Genomic DNA, 16853 nt, shown 5'->3' on the forward strand with positions numbered 1-16853 from the left:
TCGCTTGCCCCTTAGTACTTGAGCAGGTTGGCGTCGTCGACACTCGCCGAGCGCCGGGTCCGGAAGATGGACATGATGATCGCGAGGCCGACGACGACCTCGGCCGCGGCCACCACCATCACGAAGAACGCCATGATCTGGCCGTTGAGGTCACCGTTGATGCGGCTGAAGGTGACCAGCGTCAGGTTGGCCGCGTTGAGCATCAGCTCGACACACATGAACAGCACGATCGCGTTGCGCCGGATGAGCACCCCGGACGCGCCGATGGTGAACAGCACCGCCGCCAGCACGAGGTAATGATTGGGCGTCACCTGTCGGTCCCCTTCAGCGTGGTCTCCTGCGCGGTCAGCTCGCGGACCGGCAGGATGTCCGGCGTGCTCCGCTCGGTGAGCCGCCCGTCCGGCAGCCGCGCCGGGGTGGCCACCGAGGAGGAGGTGGCGAAGACGCCAGGGCCCGGCTTGGGGCCGGGGTAGTTGCCCGGCGCGAAGCGCGCCCGCATCGTCGACGGCTGGTCGACCTTGTCCTGCTTGCGCCGCTCGACGTGCGCGAGCACCATGGCGCCGACCGCCGCGGTGATCAGCAGCGCCGAGGTCAGCTCGAACGCGAAGACGTACTTGGTGAACAGCAGCCGGGCGATGCCCTGCACGTTGCCTTCGGCGTTGGCCTGGTTGAGGCCGACCGCAGTGGTCTTGTCCATGGCGTTGTAGACGGCGGTGCCGACCAGACCGGCGAAGCCGAGCCCCAGCAGGATCGCGGCGACGCGCTGACCGCGCAGCGTCTCGATCAACGAGTCGGAGGCGTCCCGGCCGACAAGCATCAGCACGAACAGGAAGAGCATCATGATCGCGCCGGTGTAGACGATGATCTGCACCATGCCGATGAACGGCCCGGCCTGGAGCACGTAGAACACGCCCAGGCAGAGCATCGTGAGCACCAGCCAGAGCGCCGAGTGCACCGCGTTGCGGGCCGCCACCATCCCGATCGCGCCGATGAGCGCGAGCGGCGCGAGGATCCAGAAGGTGACCTCCTCGCCGCCGGACACCCCGCCCGCCGCGGCCAGCACCGTAGACGTGGTCATGCTCCCTCTCCCTTGCCGGCCGCCGCGCGCTGGGCGGTCTGCTCGGCGCCCGGGAACGTCACGCCTGGGTGCTCCTCGACCTGGTAGCGGCCGGGGCCCATGGGGGACGTTTCGGCACCGGCGGAGGTGCCCGGGTTGTCCAGCGCGCCGACGTAGTAGTCCTTCTCGCTGTCACCCAGGCGCATCGGGTGCGGCGGCTGCTCCATGCCCTCGAGCAGCGGAGCGAGCAGCTGCTCCTTCGTGAAGATCAGATCCTGCCGGTTGTCCCGGGCCAGCTCGTACTCGTTGCTCATGGTGAGCGAACGGGTCGGGCAGGCCTCGATGCAGAGCCCACAGAAGATGCACCGCGCGTAGTTGATCTGGTAGGTGCTGGCGTACCGCTCACCGGGCGAGAAGCGCTGCTCGTCGGTGTTGTCGCCGCCCTCGACGTAGATCGCGTCCGCCGGGCAGGCCCAGGCGCACAGCTCACAGCCGATGCACTTCTCCAGGCCGTCCGGGTGCCGGTTGAGGATGTGCCGCCCGTGGTAGCGCGGCGCCGACACCGGCGGCTTGAACGGATAGTCGGTCGTGACGACCTTCCTGAACATGTGCGAGAAGGTGACACCGAATCCCTTGAACGTTCCGGTGATCGCGCCCACGTCACACCTCCCTGGAGTCCGAGCCGGCGACGATGTTGGCCGGCTCCCGCTCGGCGACCACGCGCGTGATACGCGGGCTCGGTGGTACCTGTAGATCCATCGGTGGCAGCGGGAAGCTCCCGTACGGCCGGCTGTCCACCTGCTCCTGCGCGGTCGGCTTCGGCTGCGGCTTCCGGCTCGGCCAGAACAGCGTGGCGAGCAACAGCACGCCGGCCGGGATGCCGACCGCGATCAGCTTGCCGCGCGAGTCCCAGTCCTCGATGGAGCGCAGGCCCGACAGGACCAGGATCCAGACCAGGTTGATCGGCAGCAGCACCTTCCAGCCGAAGCGCATGAACTGGTCGTAGCGCAGCCGGGGCAGCGTGCCACGCAGCCACACGAAGACGAAGACCAGCGCGATCACCTTGCCGAAGAACCAGAGCATCGGCCACCAACCGGAGTTGGCGCCCTCCCACAGCGTGATCGGCCACGGCGCCCGCCAGCCGCCGAGGAACAGCGTGGTGGTGACCGCGGACATGGTCACCATGGCGACGTACTCGCTGAGCATGAAGAGCGCGAACTTCAGCGAGCTGTACTCCGTCATGAAGCCCGCGACCAGCTCGGACTCGGCCTCGGGCAGGTCGAACGGCGCCCGGTTGGTCTCACCGACGGTGGCGATGAAGAAGATGACGAAGCTCGGCAGCAGCAGGATCGCGTACCAGCCCGGGGCCGGGATCTCGGTGCCGAAGAGGGTCAGCCGGGTGGCGTCGCCCTGTGCGGCGACGATCCCGCTGGTGCTCATCGTGCCGGCGGTCATGAAGACGGCCACGATGGAGAGCCCCATGGCGACCTCGTAGGAGATCATCTGGGCGCTGGACCGCAGGCCGCCGAGCAGCGGGTACGTCGAGCCGGAGGCCCACCCGCCCAGCACGATGCCGTAGACGCCCATCGAGGAGCAGGCCAGCAGCAGCAGCACCGCCACCGGCACGTCGGTGACCTGCAACGGCGTGTGGTGACCGGCGATGCTCACCATCGGGCCGAACGGCACCACCGACAGCGCGGTGACCGCGCAGATCACCGAGATCGTCGGGGCGAAGAAGTAGACGACCTTGTCGGCCGCCTTCGGCAGGATGTCCTCCTTGAAGGCCATCTTGAGGCCGTCGGCGAGGGTCTGCAGCAGGCCGAACGGGCCGACCTGGTTGGGGCCGGGCCGCACCTGCATGTAGCCCACCACGCGCCGCTCGAACCAGACACCGAGCAGGGTGGCCAGCAGGCCGAAGGCGAACGCGAAGACGATCTTGCCAAGGACCAGCCACCACGGATCCCGACCGAAGTCGGCAAGCGTCGGGTCCTGGGCCAGGAGTGACGGAGTCACAGTGCCCACCTTTCGTTCGCGACTGCGGGGCTCACTCGCTGCGCTCGTTCACTCCTCGCGCTCACTGGTTACCCCCAGTGTTGAGGAGCGGACCCGGAAGACCGGCCTCGTCCGCCGCGACCCGCCCGGCCGGAACGGTCGCGCTCGGTGCGGGAACGGAGATCCGGACGACCGTGCCGGACGTCGCCCCGAGGCTGCGCCGCACTGTCGAACCGGGTGAGTTGGTCGGCAGCCAGACGACGCCGTCCGGCATCTCGGTCAGCTCCGCCGGCAGGGTCAGCGCCCCGCGGTCGGTGCCCACCGTGACCGCGTCCCCGTCGGCCACACCGAGTGCCTCGGCGGTGCCCTTGCCCAGCCGGACGACCGGCGGGCGGGCGGTGCCGGCGAGGTGCTCGTCGCCGTCGGTCAGGGTGCCGAGGTCGACCAGCTGGTGCCAGGTCGCCAGCACGGCCTCCCCGGCACGCGGGTGCGGCACCGTCCCGGGCGACACCGACGGCGCGGACGGCCGGGACGTGCGCGTGGCCGGCAGCGAGCCCAGCTCCCGACGCACACTCGGCACGTCGGCGGTGCCGAGCCGCACGTCGAGCAGGGCGGCCAGCGCGTCGAGCACCCGGCCGTCGGTCATCGCGGCGGTGTTCAGCACCGCCTCGAACGGACGCAGGCGACCCTCCCAGTCCAGGAAGCTGCCGGCCTTCTCGACCACCGGGGCCACCGGCAGCACCACGTCGGCCCGCCGGGTCACCGCGCTCGCGCGCAGTTCCAGGCTGACCAGGAACGGCACCGCGTCCAGAGCGGTCTCGGCCAGCCGCGGGTCGGCCAGGTCGGCCGGGTCGACACCGCCGACCACCAGCGCGCCGAGCTGCCCGTTGGCCGCAGCCGCCAGGATGCCGTCGGTGTCCCGACCGGCCTGGCTCGGGATCACCCCGGCCGGGATGTCCCACGCCTCGCCCAGCTCGGCCCGCGCGGCCGGCTCGGTGACCAGCCGGCCACCGGGGAGCAGGTTGGGCAGGCAGCCGGCGTCGACCGCGCCGCGGTCACCCGCGCGCCGGGGCACCCAGGCCAGCTTCGCGCCGGTACGGCGAGCCACGTCCGCCGCGGCGGAGAGCCCACCCGGCACGCTGGCCAGCCGCTCACCGACGATGAGGATCGCGCCCGGGGCGCTGAGCGCCTCGCTGACCGTGGCGTGCTCGGCCAGCACGCTGGCCTCCTCGCCCGGCACGACCCGGGCCAGCTTGGCGCCGAGCTTCTCCAGGCCGCGGGTGGCGAACGGCGCCAGCGCGTACACCGTCAGGGTCTTCTTCAGGTACGCCTTGCGCAGCCGCAGGAAGAGGATCGGGCACTCCTCCTCCGGCTCCAGGCCGACCAGCACCACCGCCGGCGCGTTCTCCACGTCGGTGTAGGTGACGTCGGTGACCCCGGCGACCGAGCTGGCCAGGAAGTCGGCCTCCTCGCGGGAGACCGGGCGGGCCCGGAAGTCGATGTCGTTGGTGTTCAGCGCGACCCGGGCGAACTTGGCGTACGCGTAGGCGTCCTCGACTGTCAGCCGACCGCCGGTGAGCACCGCCGTGCCCTGGCCGCTCTCGCGGGCCGCGTGCAGCCCCTCGGCAGCCCTGGTCAGCGCCTCACTCCAGGACGCCTCCCGCAGCTCACCGGTGTGCTCGTCGCGGACCAGCGGGTTGGTCAGTCGCTCGGCAGCCCGGGTGTACTGGAAACCCCAGCGGCCCTTGTCGCAGTTCCACTCCTCGTTCACCGCCGGCTCGTCACCGGCGAGCCGGCGCAGCACCTTGCCGCGCCGCCAGTCGGTGCGCTGCCCGCAGCCGGCCGAGCAGTGCTCGCAGACGCTCGGGCTGGACACCAGGTCGAACGGGCGGGCCCGGAACCGGTACTGCGCGCCGGTCAGAGCGCCCACCGGGCAGATCTGCACGGTGTTGCCGGAGAAGTAGGAGTTGAACGGCACGTCCCCGGCGTCGCCCTGCTCGCCGTACGCGTCGTCCCGGTAGATGTTGATCTCCTCGGCGGACGACCGGCCCATCAGGTCGATGAACTTGTCGCCGGCGATCTCCTCGGAGAACCGGGTGCACCGCTGGCAGAGCACGCAGCGCTCGCGGTCCAGCAGCACCTGGCTGCTGATCGCCATCGGCTTCTCGTACTCCCGCTTGTGCTCGTGGAAGCGCGAATCGGTGCGGCCGGTGGACATCGCCTGGTTCTGCAGGGGGCACTCGCCGCCCTTGTCACACATGGGGCAGTCCAGAGGGTGATTGAGCAGCAGCAGCTCCATCACCCCCTCCTGCGCCTTCTGGGCGACCGGCGAGGTGAGCTGCGTGCGGACCACCATGCCGTCGGCGACGGTCTGGGTGCAGGAGGCGACCGGCTTGCGCTGCCCCTCCACCTCGACCAGGCACTGGCGGCACGCGCCGGCCGGGGCCAGCAGCGGGTGGTCGCAGAACCGGGGGATCTCGGTGCCCATCTGCTCGGCGACCCGGATCAGCAGCGTCCCCTTCGGGGCGGTGACCTCGACGCCGTCGATGGTGAGGGTGACGGTTTCGGTCTGCTTGGCTACGTCGGTCATCAGTGCGCCCCTACCAGGGTCTTCTCCGACAGCTTGGGTGCGGTACGTCCCTCGATGTAGTCGAGGTAGTCCTGCTTGAAGTACTTCAGCGAGGAGGTCACCGAGCTGGTCGCGCCGTCACCGAGGCCGCAGAACGAGCGGCCGAGGATGTTGTCGCAGGTGTCCAGCAGGGTGTCCAGGTCCTCGTGGGTGCCCTGACCCGCCAGGATCCGCCGGTAGACCCGGACCATCCAGTAGTTGCCCTCGCGGCACGGGGTGCACTTGCCGCACGACTCGTGGTGGTAGAACTCCAGCCACCGGTACGTCGCGTAGACCGGGCAGTCCTGGTCGGAGAAGATCTGGGTGGCCGTGGTGCCGAGGATCGAGCCGGCCGCCGCCACCCCCTCGAAGTCCAGTGGCACGTCCAGGTGCTCGGCGGCGAGCAGCGGGGTGGACGATCCGCCCGGGGTCCAGAACTTCAGGTTGTGGCCCGGCTGCATGCCACCGGCCAGCTCCAGCAGTTCGCGGAGCGTGACGCCCATCGAGCACTCGTACTGGCCCGGGTTGTTGATGCGGCCGGAGAGCGAGTAGATCATCGGCCCGGAGGACTTCTCGGTGCCCATGGTCTTCCACCAGTCGGCCCCACCGAGCACGATCGGCGGCACGCTGGCGATCGTGCCGACGTTGTTGACCACCGTCGGGCTCGCGTACAGGCCGTGGGTGGCCGGGAACGGCGGGCGCAGCCGGGGCTGACCCCGGAACCCCTCCAGCGAGTCCAGCAGCGCCGTCTCCTCGCCGCAGATGTACGCCCCGGCGCCGGAGTGCACCACCAGCTCCAGGTCGTAGCCGCTGCGCAGGATGTTGCGGCCGAGGTAGCCCTTGTCGTACGCCTCCTGGACCGCGTTGCGCAGCCGGCGCGCGGCGTGCACCGCCTCGCCCCGGATGTAGATGTACGCGCGGCTGGCCCGGATCGCGTACGACGCGATGATCACGCCCTCGACCAGCGCGTGCGGGTCGTGGGTCATCAGCGGCAGGTCCTTGCAGGTGCCCGGCTCGCCCTCGTCGGCGTTGACCACCAGGTAGTGCGGCTTGCCGTCGCCCTGCGGGATGAAGCCCCACTTGAGGCCGGTCGGGAAGCCGGCGCCACCCCGACCGCGCAGCCCGGAATCCTTGATCAGCTGGATCAGGTCGTCCGGGTGGGCCTTGAGCGCCTTGCGCAGCGCGGCGTAGCCGTCGAGCTGCTCGTACGTGCCGATCCGCCAGGCGTCCGGCGACAGCCAGCGCTTGGTCAGCACCGGCGTCAGCTTGGCCAGCGTCTCCGGGCGGGGAGTGGTCACTTCTGGGCCCCCGTTTCGCTCGCGTCCGCCGGTGCGGCGCCGTCGGCGTCCGTTCCGGCCTTCGCTTCGGTGAGGTTGCGCTCCTGCGCCCCGGCCTCGTCGCCGGCGGGCTTGCCGTCGCCGGCCGGCGGGTTGGCCGCCGTGCCAGCGGCCTCGGCCGACCGCGCGTCGCCAGCTTCGGGCGCGGTGCCGGTGCCGTCCACCGGAACCTTGGTGCCGGGAGCGTCCGGCACCGCCGTGCCCGCGTCCGGCTGCCGGGTCTCGGCGGTACGCACCTGCGGCGACTTGTCGTCCGGTGCCTTCACGTCGGGTGCGGTGCTGCCGGTCGCGGCCTCCGGCTTCGCCGGCTCGGCGACCCCGGTCGGGGCGGACGCCCCGTCGCCGCCCTTGACCGGTGCCGCGCTGGCCTCGGCGGGTGCCGGCTTGGCGGCCTCCGCCTTCGCCTTCGCCTCGGCGGCGGCCTTGTCGGCCTCGGCCTTGCTGCGGATCGGGGTGTTCGGGTCGAAGCCCGGCACCGAGACGTTGTGCTCCTGCGCCAGCCGCAGACCGCGCAGGGTCGGCTCGCCCGGCCCGCCGTCGGCGACGGCGCCGTCGCGCTCGTCGGCGAAACCGGCGAGCTGCACCGCCATCTCCTTGAGCGTGCAGAGCCGCGCGCCGCGCGTCGGCATCGGTCGGCCACCTGCGCGCAACTCGTCGACAACGCCGACCGCCGTGGACGGATCCACCCGGTCGAAGAAGTCGTAGTTGACGGTCATCACCGGGCCGTAGTCGCAGGCCGCCAGGCACTCGGCGTGCTCCAGCGTGATCGTGCCGTCCGCGGTCGTCTCGTCGTGCCCGACACCCAGATGCTCGACGAGGGTGTCGTAGACCTCCTGGCCGCCCAGCACGTTGCACATGGTGTTGGTGCAGACGCTGACCAGGAACTCACCGGTCGGCTTGCGCTTGTACATCGTGTAGAAGGTGGCCACCGCGCCGACCTGGGCCTTGTTCAGCCCGAGCACCTCGGCGCAGAACGTGACCCCGGCCGGGGAGACGTACCCCTCCTCCGCCTGGACCAGGTGCAGCAGCGGCAGCAGCGCCGAGCGGGACCGGTCCGCCGGATAACGGGCGATGATCTCGCGCGCCCGCTCCCGCGTCTCGTCAGTGAAAACACTCATCGGTCACAACCACCCATCACGGGGTCCAGCGAGGCGCCGCCGGCGATCACGTCGGCGATGAGGCCGCCCTCGGCCATCGCCGGGAGGGCCTGGAGGTTGACGAAGCTCGGCTCCCGGTAGTGCACCCGGTACGGCCGGGTGCCGCCGTCGGAGACCGCGTGTACGCCCAACTCGCCGCGCGGCGACTCGATGCCGACGTACACCTGGCCGGGCGGGACCCGGAAGCCCTCGGTCACCAGCTTGAAGTGGTGGATCAGCGACTCCATCGACTGACCCATGATCTTCGCGACGTGCTCCAGCGAGTTGCCCATGCCGTCGACGCCGATGGCGAGCTGCGCGGGCCACGCGATCTTGCGGTCGGCGACCATCACCGGGCCCGGCCGCAGCCGGTCCAACGCCTGCTCGACCAGCTTCATCGACTCGCGGATCTCGGCGAGACGCACCTGGTAGCGGCCCCACACGTCGCCGTCGGGGTGGGTCGGCACGTCGAACTCGTACGTCTCGTAGCCGCAGTACGGCATGGTCTTGCGCAGGTCCCAGGCGAGCCCGGCCGAGCGCAGCACCGGACCGGTGATGCCGAGCGCCACGCAGCCGGTCACGTCCAGCACCGCGACGTTCTTCGTCCGTTCGAGCCAGATCGGCTGACCGGAGAGCAGGTCCTCGTACTCCTTGAGCTTCTTCGGCATCATCTTCAGGAACTCGCGGATCTTGACGATCGCCTCGTCCGGCACGTCCTGCGCGACACCGCCCGGCCGGACGTACGCGTGGTTCATCCGCAGGCCGGTGATGGTCTCGAAGATGTCGAGGATGTACTCCCGCTCGCGGAATCCGTACAGCATGATCGAGATCGCGCCCAGCTCCATGCCGGTGGTGGCCAGCCAGACCAGGTGCGACGAGATCCGGTTGAGCTCCATCATCAGCACGCGGATGGTGGTGGCGCGCTCGGTGACGTCGTCGGTGATGCCGAGCAGCTTCTCGACCGCGAGGGCGTACGCCGTCTCGTTGAAGATCGGGGAGAGGTAGTCCATCCGGGTCACGAACGTCGAACCCTGGACCCAGTTGCGGTACTCGAGGTTCTTCTCGATGCCGGTGTGCAGGTAGCCGACGACCGAGCGGGCCTCGCGGACCGTCTCGCCCTCCAGCTCCAGGATCAGCCGCAGCACCCCGTGCGTGGACGGGTGCTGCGGACCCATGTTGACCACGATCCGCTCGTCGTTGATCGGGTCGGTGCCCGAGACGACCGTGTCCCAGTCCCCACCGGTGACGGTGAAGACCCTGCCCTCGGTGGTCTCGCGTTCGGTCGCGTAGTTCGACGTGGTCACTGGTACGACCTCCTGCGGTCCGGCGGCGGGATCTCGGCGCCCTTGTACTCGACAGGCACGCCACCGAGCGGGTAGTCCTTGCGCTGCGGGTGGCCCTCCCAGTCGTCCGGCATGAGGATCCGGGTCAGGTTGGGGTGGCCGTCGAAGACGATGCCGAACATGTCGTACGCCTCCCGCTCCTGCCAGTCCGCCGTCGGGTAGATGGCGGTGACGCTGGGCAGGTGCGGCGACTCGACGGAGACCGCGGCCTCCAGCCGGATCCGACGTCGGTAGGTCATCGACGTGAGCAGGTAGACCACGTGCAGCCGGCGCTCGTCGGCGCCGAGGTAGTCCACCCCGGACACCGAGGAGCACAGCTCGAAGCGCAGCGCCAGGTCGTCCCGCAGCACCTGGCAGACCTCGGCGATCCGCTCCGGGCGGACGTGCAGGGTCAACTCACCCCGGTCGACGACCACCTTCTCGATCGCGTCGCCGAAGGCCGGGTACGCCTCTTCGAGGGCATCGCGGACCTCGTCGAAGTACCCCCCGTACGGCCGGGGCGCCTCCTCGATGGGCTGGCGCTGGCGGACCAGGCCGCCGTAGCCGGACACGTCGCCGGTGCCCTGGTTGCCGAACATGCCGCGCCCCGCCGGGCTGGACGGCGGGTACTCGGCCGGGGCGGTGCCGCTGGCGCCGGCCGGGGTGACCGGCACCGGCACACCCCCGTCGTTGTTCCTGTCGTTCGGTGCGGTCACTTCGGGCCCCTGTGCGCGTGAAGGTGGTTCTGGGCGTTCATCCAGTTCTCGATCCGCAACTGCTCCTCGCGTCCCTCGCGGACCGCCTGGGTCCACTCGGCACGCCGGGCCTTGTCGTTGCGGTACGAGGACGGCATGGAGCCGTACGGCACGACCGGAACGTCGCCGCGCTCCTGGCGGGCCGCCAGCATCTTGCGACCGTTCGGACCCAGCGGCTCATACATGATCTTCTCGCGGAGCTTGAGGATCGCGTCGATGAGCATCTCCGGCCGGGGCGGGCAGCCGGGCAGGTACATGTCAACCGGCACGACGTGGTCGACGCCCTGCACGATCGCGTAGTTGTTGAACATGCCGCCGCTGCTGGCGCAGACGCCCATGGAGAGCACCCAGCGGGGCTCGGCCATCTGGTCGTAGATCTGGCGCAGCACCGGTGCCATCTTCTGGCTCACCCGGCCGGCCACGATCATCAGGTCGGCCTGCCGGGGCGAGGCCCGGAAGACCTCCATGCCCCAGCGGCCCATGTCGTAGTGCGGACCACCGGCGGCCATCATCTCGATGGCGCAGCAGGCCAGGCCGAAGGTGGCGCCCCACACGGACGACTTCCGGGACCAGTTGACCAGCTTCTCCACCGAGGTGAGCAGGACGCCGGCGGGGAGCTTCTCCTCGATGCCCATCTGACGTTCCTTCCTCAGTCCCAGTCCAGGCCGCCGCGCCGCCACACATAGGCGTACGCGACGAAGACCGCGACGATGAACAGGACCATCTCCACGAAGCCGAAGATCGGCAGAGCGTCGAACGAGACCGCCCAGGGGTAGAGGAAGATGATCTCGATGTCGAAGACGATGAAGAGCATCGCCGTCAGGTAGAACTTGATCGGGAACCGCCCGCCGCCGACCGGCTGAGGGCTGGGCTCGATGCCGCACTCGTAAGCCTCGAGTTTGGCCTTGTTGTAACGACGGGGACCAGCGAAGCGGGCGGCGCCGACAGAGAACAGCGAGAACGCCGCGGCGAGGGCGAACAGCCCGATGATCGGTGCGTAAGGCGAGAGCGACATCGTTTTCTCCTGCTCGTCCTTCCCTGCCCTCGGTGCTTGACGAAAATCACACTATTCACGTCCCTCGCGGTGGCTGCCGGCGGGGGTCGATCTTTGTCGGCGTCGGGGCTGTGACCAGCACCGATGCCGTCGCTCTAGACGGCTGGCGCAGCTTTCGTCATTGCGTTGATGACCCGGTCCATCGCGTCCCCACCGCGGGGGTCGGTCAGATTGGCCAACAACTTGAGCACGAAACGCATCAGCGTCGGGTGGGGCATGCCGTGCTTGGTGGCGATCCGCATGATCTCCGGACGGCCGATCAGCTTCACGAAGATGCCGCCGAGTCGGTAGTAGCCGCCGAGGCGGGCCTTCAGCTCGTTCGGGTACGCCAGTAGCGCCCGCTCGCGCTCCGGCCCGGCGGGACGCGCGAGGGCCTGCACCGCCACCTCCGCGGCCAGCTCGCCGGACTCCATGGCGTACGCGATGCCCTCACCGTTGAACGGGTTGACCATCCCGCCGGAGTCGCCGACGAGCAGGACGCCGCGGGTGTAGTGCGGCACCCGGTTGAAGCCCATCGGCAGCGCGGCGCCGAGGATCGGACCGTCGGCGTTGGCCTCGTCGGTCATGCCCCAGTCGGCGGGCGTGTTGGCCAGCCAGTCGGTGAGCAGCCGGCGGTAGTTGGTCTTGCCGAACGCGGACGACGAGTTGAGCACGCCGAGGCCGACGTTGACCCGCCCGTCACCGAGCCCGAAGATCCAGCCGTACCCGGGCAGCAGGTTGTCGCCGCTGTCCTTGCTGCGCAGCTCCAGCCACGACTCCAGGTAGTCGTCGTCGTGCTTGACCGGGGAGTGGTAGTAGCGGCGGACGGCCACGCCGATCGGCCGGTCCTCCCGCTTGGCCAGCCCGAGCGCGAGCGGGAACCGACCGGAGACCCCGTCGGCCGCCACGACCAGCGGGGCGTGGAAGGTGGCGGGCTCCTTGCCGGGCCCCACCTCCGCCTCGACGCCGATCACCCGGCCGTCGCCGTCGAGCACCGGGCCCAGCACGTTGACGTTGGTCCGCAGTTTGGCGCCGGCCGCGACCGCCCGCTGGGCGAGCAGATCGTCGAAGTCCAGTCGGGTGCGGACCAGGCCGTAGTTGGGGAAGCTGGCCAGCTCGGGCCATTCCAGTTCCAGGCGTACGCCGCCGCCGATCACCCGCAGGCCCTTGTTGTGCAGCCAGCCGGCCTCGGGCGAGGTGTCCACGCCCATCCGGATGAGCTGGCGCACCGCGCGCGGGGTCAGCCCGTCGCCGCAGACCTTCTCCCGGGGGAACTCGGTCTTCTCCAACACCAACACCCGTACGCCGTGCCGGGCCAGGTGGTACGCAGTCGCCGATCCACCGGGACCGGCGCCAACGACGATGACGTCGGCGTCGTGTTCCACCGCGGTCATTCGCGCCTCCTCCCGCACGCTCGTGAAATGCTTCACAAGCCAGACGGGACGAGTGTATGACCGGCGTCATACCTGCGCAGGATCAGGGGTACCTAACTCGCCGATGTGACAGTCGGCGACCGTCCACAGCAGGCGAGTGTCAGGCCGATCGGGAGGCGTCCAGGCCCGCGTCGACCCGGATCGCCTCCGGCAGATGCTCCCGCAACGCGCCACCGGCCGCCCGGTCCAGCGCGGCCAGCACCTCGGCGACCACCTGCCGGACGTCCGCCGGATCCGCGCCGGCCAGCGCGCGCAGTTGCGCGATGAGTTCGGCCGCGTCGTCGTCGGTGGCGGCCACCGGGTTCACCCGGTCTGCTCCGGTCATGCGGAAGAGCGTACGGGGCAAAGTGGACTAAAGTCGGATATTACTGAAACGTGTGAGCGTCTCGCGTGCTACTGACGGATCCCCCGGTGCAGCGCGACCACGCCGCCGGTCAGGTTGCGCCACGCCACTCGACCCCACCCGGCCGCGGCGACCCGCCCGGCCAACGCGGCCTGGTCCGGCCAGGCCCGGACCGACTCCGCCAGGTAGACGTACGCCTCGGGGTTGCTCGACACCGCGCGGGCGACCACCGGCAGCGACCGCATCAGGTACGACAGATAGACCGTCCGGAAGGCCGGGTTGACCGGGGTGCTGAACTCGCACACCACCAGCCGTCCACCCGGCCGGGTGACCCGGGCCAGCTCGCGCAGGGCCGCGTCGGTGTCGTTGACGTTGCGCAGCGCGAAGGAGATGGTCACCGCGTCGAAGCTCGCGTCCGCGAACGGCAGTCGCAGCGCGTCCCCGGCCAGCAGCGGCACCTCGGGACGGACCCGCTTGCCCGCGTACAGCATGCCCAGGGACAGGTCGGCCCCGACCGCGTACGCCCCGGACTGGGCCAGCTCGCGCGTCGACACGCCGGTGCCGGCGCCCACGTCCAGCACCCGCTCGCCCGGCCGCAGCCCGAGCGCCGCGCGGGTGGCCCGCCGCCAGGAGCGGTCCTGACCGACGGAGAGCACCGTGTTGGTCAGGTCGTAGCGCTCGGCCACGCCGTCGAACATCGCGGCGACCTCGTGCGGTTGCTTGTCCAGGCTGGCGCGCTGGCCCTGCGGTGTACGGCTCACCCGCTCCACTCTGCCAGCCACGCTCAAGCCCTCGGCCGCTGGGTCCGCGTACCCCATCGGCGACCGGAAGCGTCGACGCGGCCGCCGGCGGCGGACGACCGCGCGGCCCGGCAGGCGAAAGGGCGGGGTGGTCGCCCACCCCGCCCTCGCGTCGTGCCTACGTCAGATCGTGCCTATCTCAGATCGTGCCGACGTCAGTCGGTCGTGGTCTCGTCGCCCGGGGCGACCAGGACGACCTTGCGGCGGCGGGAGAGCACCAGCAGCGCCCCGCCCGCGAGCAGGATCAGACCGCCGATGCCGCCGATCAGGCCGGCCTGCACACCGGTCACCGGCAGCCCACCGCCACCGGAACCACCGCCACCAGTGGTCGGCGACGTGGTCGTGCCCGGCGTCGTCGTGCCGCCCGGCGTCGGAGTCGCCGTCGGCGTGGCCGTCGGCGTCGGGGTCGGGGTCGGCTGCACGCTCAGGTCGACGAAGACGTCGAACTGAGCGGTGTTGTCCACCTCGTCGGTCTCGGTGAACGCCCGACGCTGCGCGCTGGAGGCCACCTGCGGCTGCTCCTCGGGGCTGCCCTCAGCGGCCGCCAGGCCGGCGGCCCAGAGGAAACCGGGCCGGAGCACCGACTCGGTGACGTCCGCGCCGACCTTCACCCGCACATCGGCGGTGTAGAACTGCCCCGGCTTCAGCACCACGCCGGTGTCCTCGCAGTACGCGTTCGCGAAGCCACCCAGCGGCTGCTCGACGCAGCCGTCCGGCAGTTCGGCGAAGGTGACGCCCGCCGGGAGGGTGATGCCGTACGCAACGCCTGTCGCCTTGCGGCTGCCGTCGTTGTAGACCGCCCAGTCGAGTGGCGCGGTCTCGCCGCGCTTGACCGGCTTGAGACCGGCCTCGCCCGTCTCGTCGCCGTCCACCGTCACGTCGGCGTAGACATCCTGCACCCAGGACGTCAGGTCGTAACCGGGCTTGGCGACGGTGATGTCGTGCCGCACCGTGTTGTCACCCGGGTTGGGGTCGGCGGTGGCCGAGCTGATGGTGACCACAAGCGTGCCGGCGTCACCGCGACCGCCGGTCGAGAAGAGCGGGATGCCGAAGTCCTCGGTGGTGCCGGCCGCCAGATCGCCGAGCAGGCAGGTGAAGGTCGTGCCGGTGACGTCGCACCCGTCCGGGGTGAGCACGCCGACCTTGCGGTTCTTCAGGCCCTTCGTCTCCACGGTGACCCGGACGTCCTTGGCGTCGACCGAGCTGCGGGTGTTGTCGACCTGAAACTTGAACGGCTTCGCCTTGGCCGCCTTGACGCCCTGGGCCAGCTCATAGCTGAGGGGCACCAGGGCCAGGTCAGCCTGGTCGGCGGCCTGCGCCGGGGCGGCAACGGTGGCCAGGCCACCGGCCGCGAGCAGTGCCACGACGCCGACACGAGCCAGCGTCGAGCGGTGGAACGCTGTCATCAGTCCCCCGGGGTTTAGGGAAGAAGAGAATGAATGGTTGTGGAACCGAGCGGACGTTATCGGAGGTCGATCTCCCACGCCAGCGTGGCGGACGGTTTTCAACCGTCCGGACTGGACCCGGCACACGGAACGGGCGGAATGGTCACCCATCCCGCCCGTACCGCCGTGCGTTATATGAACGACCCTCATGGGCCGATGGAGGACACTCCCTGACCAGCCCATCAGATCACCGTCACCCGGGCGGTCGGGCCGATTCCAGCGATCCGTGCCACCCGGGGTGACGACGGATACGAGGCGGGACGGTAGCGGCCGCCGATCATCTCCACCACCCCCGTGGCGGGCAGCCTGACGGTGCGACGGCGGGGACCACCCGTACCGCCGCCGTGGCCGGGCGGGAGCATGACCCCCGGTCAGCCGAACGGTGGGGGCGGGATCGACCTCAGTTGACCTCGACCAGCGGCAGCGAGCGGCCCGCGCCGCCGCCGGGCAGCGCGATCGAGGAGAAGTGCGAGACCACCCGCTCGTCGGTCGGGTCGTCGGCCGGCGTGTGGTGCACCGCCAAACGGTTGTAGAGGGTGTCCCGCTGGGCCGGGATCCGGTCGGCGGAGCGGATCATGCCGATCAGCTCGTGCAGGTTGGAGCGGTGCCGGGCGCCGGCCGAGGAGATGACGTTCTCCTCCAACATGATCGAGCCGAGGTCGTCCACGCCCATGTGCAGCGACAACTGACCGACGTCCTTGCCGGTGGTCAGCCAGGACGCCTGCAGGTGCGGCACGGTCTCGAAGAAGAGCCGGGCCACCGCGACCAGGCGCAGGTACTCCAGCGTGGTCGCCTGGGTGCGACCCTTGAGGTGGTTGTTCTCCGGCTGGTACGTCCACGGAATGAACGATCGGAACCCTCGGGTGCGGTCCTGCACATCGCGGATCATCCGCAGGTGCTCGATCCGCTCGGCGTGCGTCTCACCGGTGCCCATCATCATGGTCGCGGTCGACTCGACGCCCTGCCGGTGGGCCAGCTCCATGACCTCCAGCCAGCGCTCACCCGACTCCTTGAGCGGGGCGATGGCCTTGCGCGGGCGCTCGGGCAGCATCTCCGCGCCGGCACCGGCGATCGAGTCCAGGCCGGCGGCCTTGATCCGGGCGATGGCCTCGTCCAGGCTCACGCCGGAGACCTTGGCCATGTGCAGGATCTCGCTCGGCCCGATCGAGTGGATGGCCAGCTGCGGGTACGCCTGCTTGACCGAGGAGAACAGCTCCTCGTAGTACTCGACGCCGTAGTCCGGGTGGTGGCCGCCCTGGAGCATCACCTGGGTGGCGCCCAGCTCGACCGCCTCGCCGCAGCGACGCAGGATCTCCTCCGTCGGGTGGGTCCACCCCTCGGCGTGCTTCGGCGCCCGGTAGAACGCGCAGAACTTGCACGCCGTCACACAGACGTTCGTGTAGTTGATGTTGCGATCGATCAGGTAGGTGACGACGTTGTCCGGATAACGCCGTCGGCGCACCGCGTCCGCCGCCTCGCCCAGCGCGTGGAAGGGCGCCTCGGTGTAGAGCAGCAGGGCCTCCTCGGGCGTGATCCGCCCGCCGTCCGCGCCACGCTGCAGGATGTCGTCGATCTCCCGGCTCACCGTCACA

At 70.4% G+C, this 16853-nt stretch carries 16 protein-coding genes; all 16 read right to left on the bottom strand.

The features are described 5' to 3' along the window. Window positions 1-11: 11 nt before the first annotated feature. The gene (nuoK, locus tag ACGGAQ_RS04990) at window positions 12-311 is read right to left on the bottom strand and encodes an NADH-quinone oxidoreductase subunit NuoK (RefSeq protein ID WP_007454601.1); all 300 of its coding nucleotides are present in this window, start codon (window positions 309-311) and stop codon (window positions 12-14) included. Further along, on the bottom strand, window positions 308-1078 hold the full coding sequence (locus tag ACGGAQ_RS04995; protein WP_393044702.1) for an NADH-quinone oxidoreductase subunit J: 771 nt from the start codon (window positions 1076-1078) through the stop codon (window positions 308-310). Before ACGGAQ_RS04995 ends, nuoK begins: the two co-directional genes overlap by 4 nt. Then, window positions 1075-1716 (bottom strand): NADH-quinone oxidoreductase subunit NuoI, encoded by a 642-nt coding sequence (gene nuoI / locus ACGGAQ_RS05000; RefSeq protein ID WP_393044704.1) that lies wholly within the window; start codon window positions 1714-1716, stop codon window positions 1075-1077. The genes ACGGAQ_RS04995 and nuoI overlap by 4 nt, the downstream gene beginning before the upstream one ends. A gap of 1 nt (window position 1717) precedes the next feature. Continuing rightward, a complete protein-coding gene (nuoH, locus tag ACGGAQ_RS05005) occupies window positions 1718-3070 on the bottom strand; it encodes an NADH-quinone oxidoreductase subunit NuoH (protein WP_393044706.1) in 1353 nt (450 codons plus the stop codon). A gap of 61 nt (window positions 3071-3131) precedes the next feature. After that, window positions 3132-5639, bottom strand: a complete 2508-nt coding sequence (locus ACGGAQ_RS05010) for an NADH-quinone oxidoreductase subunit G (protein WP_393044708.1) — start codon at window positions 5637-5639, stop codon at window positions 3132-3134. Continuing rightward, window positions 5639-6955, bottom strand: a complete 1317-nt coding sequence (gene nuoF, locus ACGGAQ_RS05015) for an NADH-quinone oxidoreductase subunit NuoF (protein ID WP_393044710.1) — start codon at window positions 6953-6955, stop codon at window positions 5639-5641. Before nuoF ends, ACGGAQ_RS05010 begins: the two co-directional genes overlap by 1 nt. Then, window positions 6952-8112 (bottom strand): NADH-quinone oxidoreductase subunit NuoE, encoded by a 1161-nt coding sequence (gene nuoE / locus ACGGAQ_RS05020; protein ID WP_393044711.1) that lies wholly within the window; start codon window positions 8110-8112, stop codon window positions 6952-6954. Before nuoE ends, nuoF begins: the two co-directional genes overlap by 4 nt. Then, a complete protein-coding gene (locus ACGGAQ_RS05025; RefSeq protein WP_355065345.1) occupies window positions 8109-9434 on the bottom strand; it encodes an NADH-quinone oxidoreductase subunit D in 1326 nt (441 codons plus the stop codon). The genes nuoE and ACGGAQ_RS05025 overlap by 4 nt, the downstream gene beginning before the upstream one ends. Beyond that, window positions 9431-10168, bottom strand: coding sequence for an NADH-quinone oxidoreductase subunit C (locus ACGGAQ_RS05030; RefSeq protein WP_355065343.1), 738 nt, complete (start codon window positions 10166-10168; stop codon window positions 9431-9433). Before ACGGAQ_RS05030 ends, ACGGAQ_RS05025 begins: the two co-directional genes overlap by 4 nt. Then, complete coding sequence (locus ACGGAQ_RS05035) at window positions 10165-10842, bottom strand: NADH-quinone oxidoreductase subunit B family protein (RefSeq protein ID WP_354853890.1); 678 nt, start codon at window positions 10840-10842, stop codon at window positions 10165-10167. Before ACGGAQ_RS05035 ends, ACGGAQ_RS05030 begins: the two co-directional genes overlap by 4 nt. 14 nt (window positions 10843-10856) lie before the next feature. After that, window positions 10857-11222, bottom strand: coding sequence for an NADH-quinone oxidoreductase subunit A (locus ACGGAQ_RS05040; protein ID WP_007454588.1), 366 nt, complete (start codon window positions 11220-11222; stop codon window positions 10857-10859). 134 nt (window positions 11223-11356) lie between these two features. After that, window positions 11357-12634: a geranylgeranyl reductase family protein gene (locus ACGGAQ_RS05045; protein WP_393044714.1), complete on the bottom strand. Its 1278-nt coding sequence runs from the start codon at window positions 12632-12634 to the stop codon at window positions 11357-11359. A 139-nt stretch (window positions 12635-12773) separates the two neighbouring features. Then, window positions 12774-12998 (bottom strand): hypothetical protein, encoded by a 225-nt coding sequence (locus tag ACGGAQ_RS05050; protein ID WP_393044716.1) that lies wholly within the window; start codon window positions 12996-12998, stop codon window positions 12774-12776. A gap of 68 nt (window positions 12999-13066) precedes the next feature. Further along, on the bottom strand, window positions 13067-13777 hold the full coding sequence (locus ACGGAQ_RS05055; protein ID WP_393044718.1) for a demethylmenaquinone methyltransferase: 711 nt from the start codon (window positions 13775-13777) through the stop codon (window positions 13067-13069). 194 nt (window positions 13778-13971) lie between these two features. After that, window positions 13972-15222, bottom strand: a complete 1251-nt coding sequence (locus tag ACGGAQ_RS05060; protein WP_393044720.1) for an LPXTG cell wall anchor domain-containing protein — start codon at window positions 15220-15222, stop codon at window positions 13972-13974. A gap of 439 nt (window positions 15223-15661) precedes the next feature. Further along, a complete protein-coding gene (mqnC, locus tag ACGGAQ_RS05065) occupies window positions 15662-16852 on the bottom strand; it encodes a cyclic dehypoxanthinyl futalosine synthase (RefSeq protein WP_393044722.1) in 1191 nt (396 codons plus the stop codon). Window position 16853 lies beyond the last annotated feature (1 nt).

Origin of the sequence: Micromonospora sp. NPDC047557 (genome assembly GCF_043205095.1) — a bacterium.
Taxonomy (GTDB): Bacteria; Actinomycetota; Actinomycetes; order Mycobacteriales; family Micromonosporaceae; genus Micromonospora.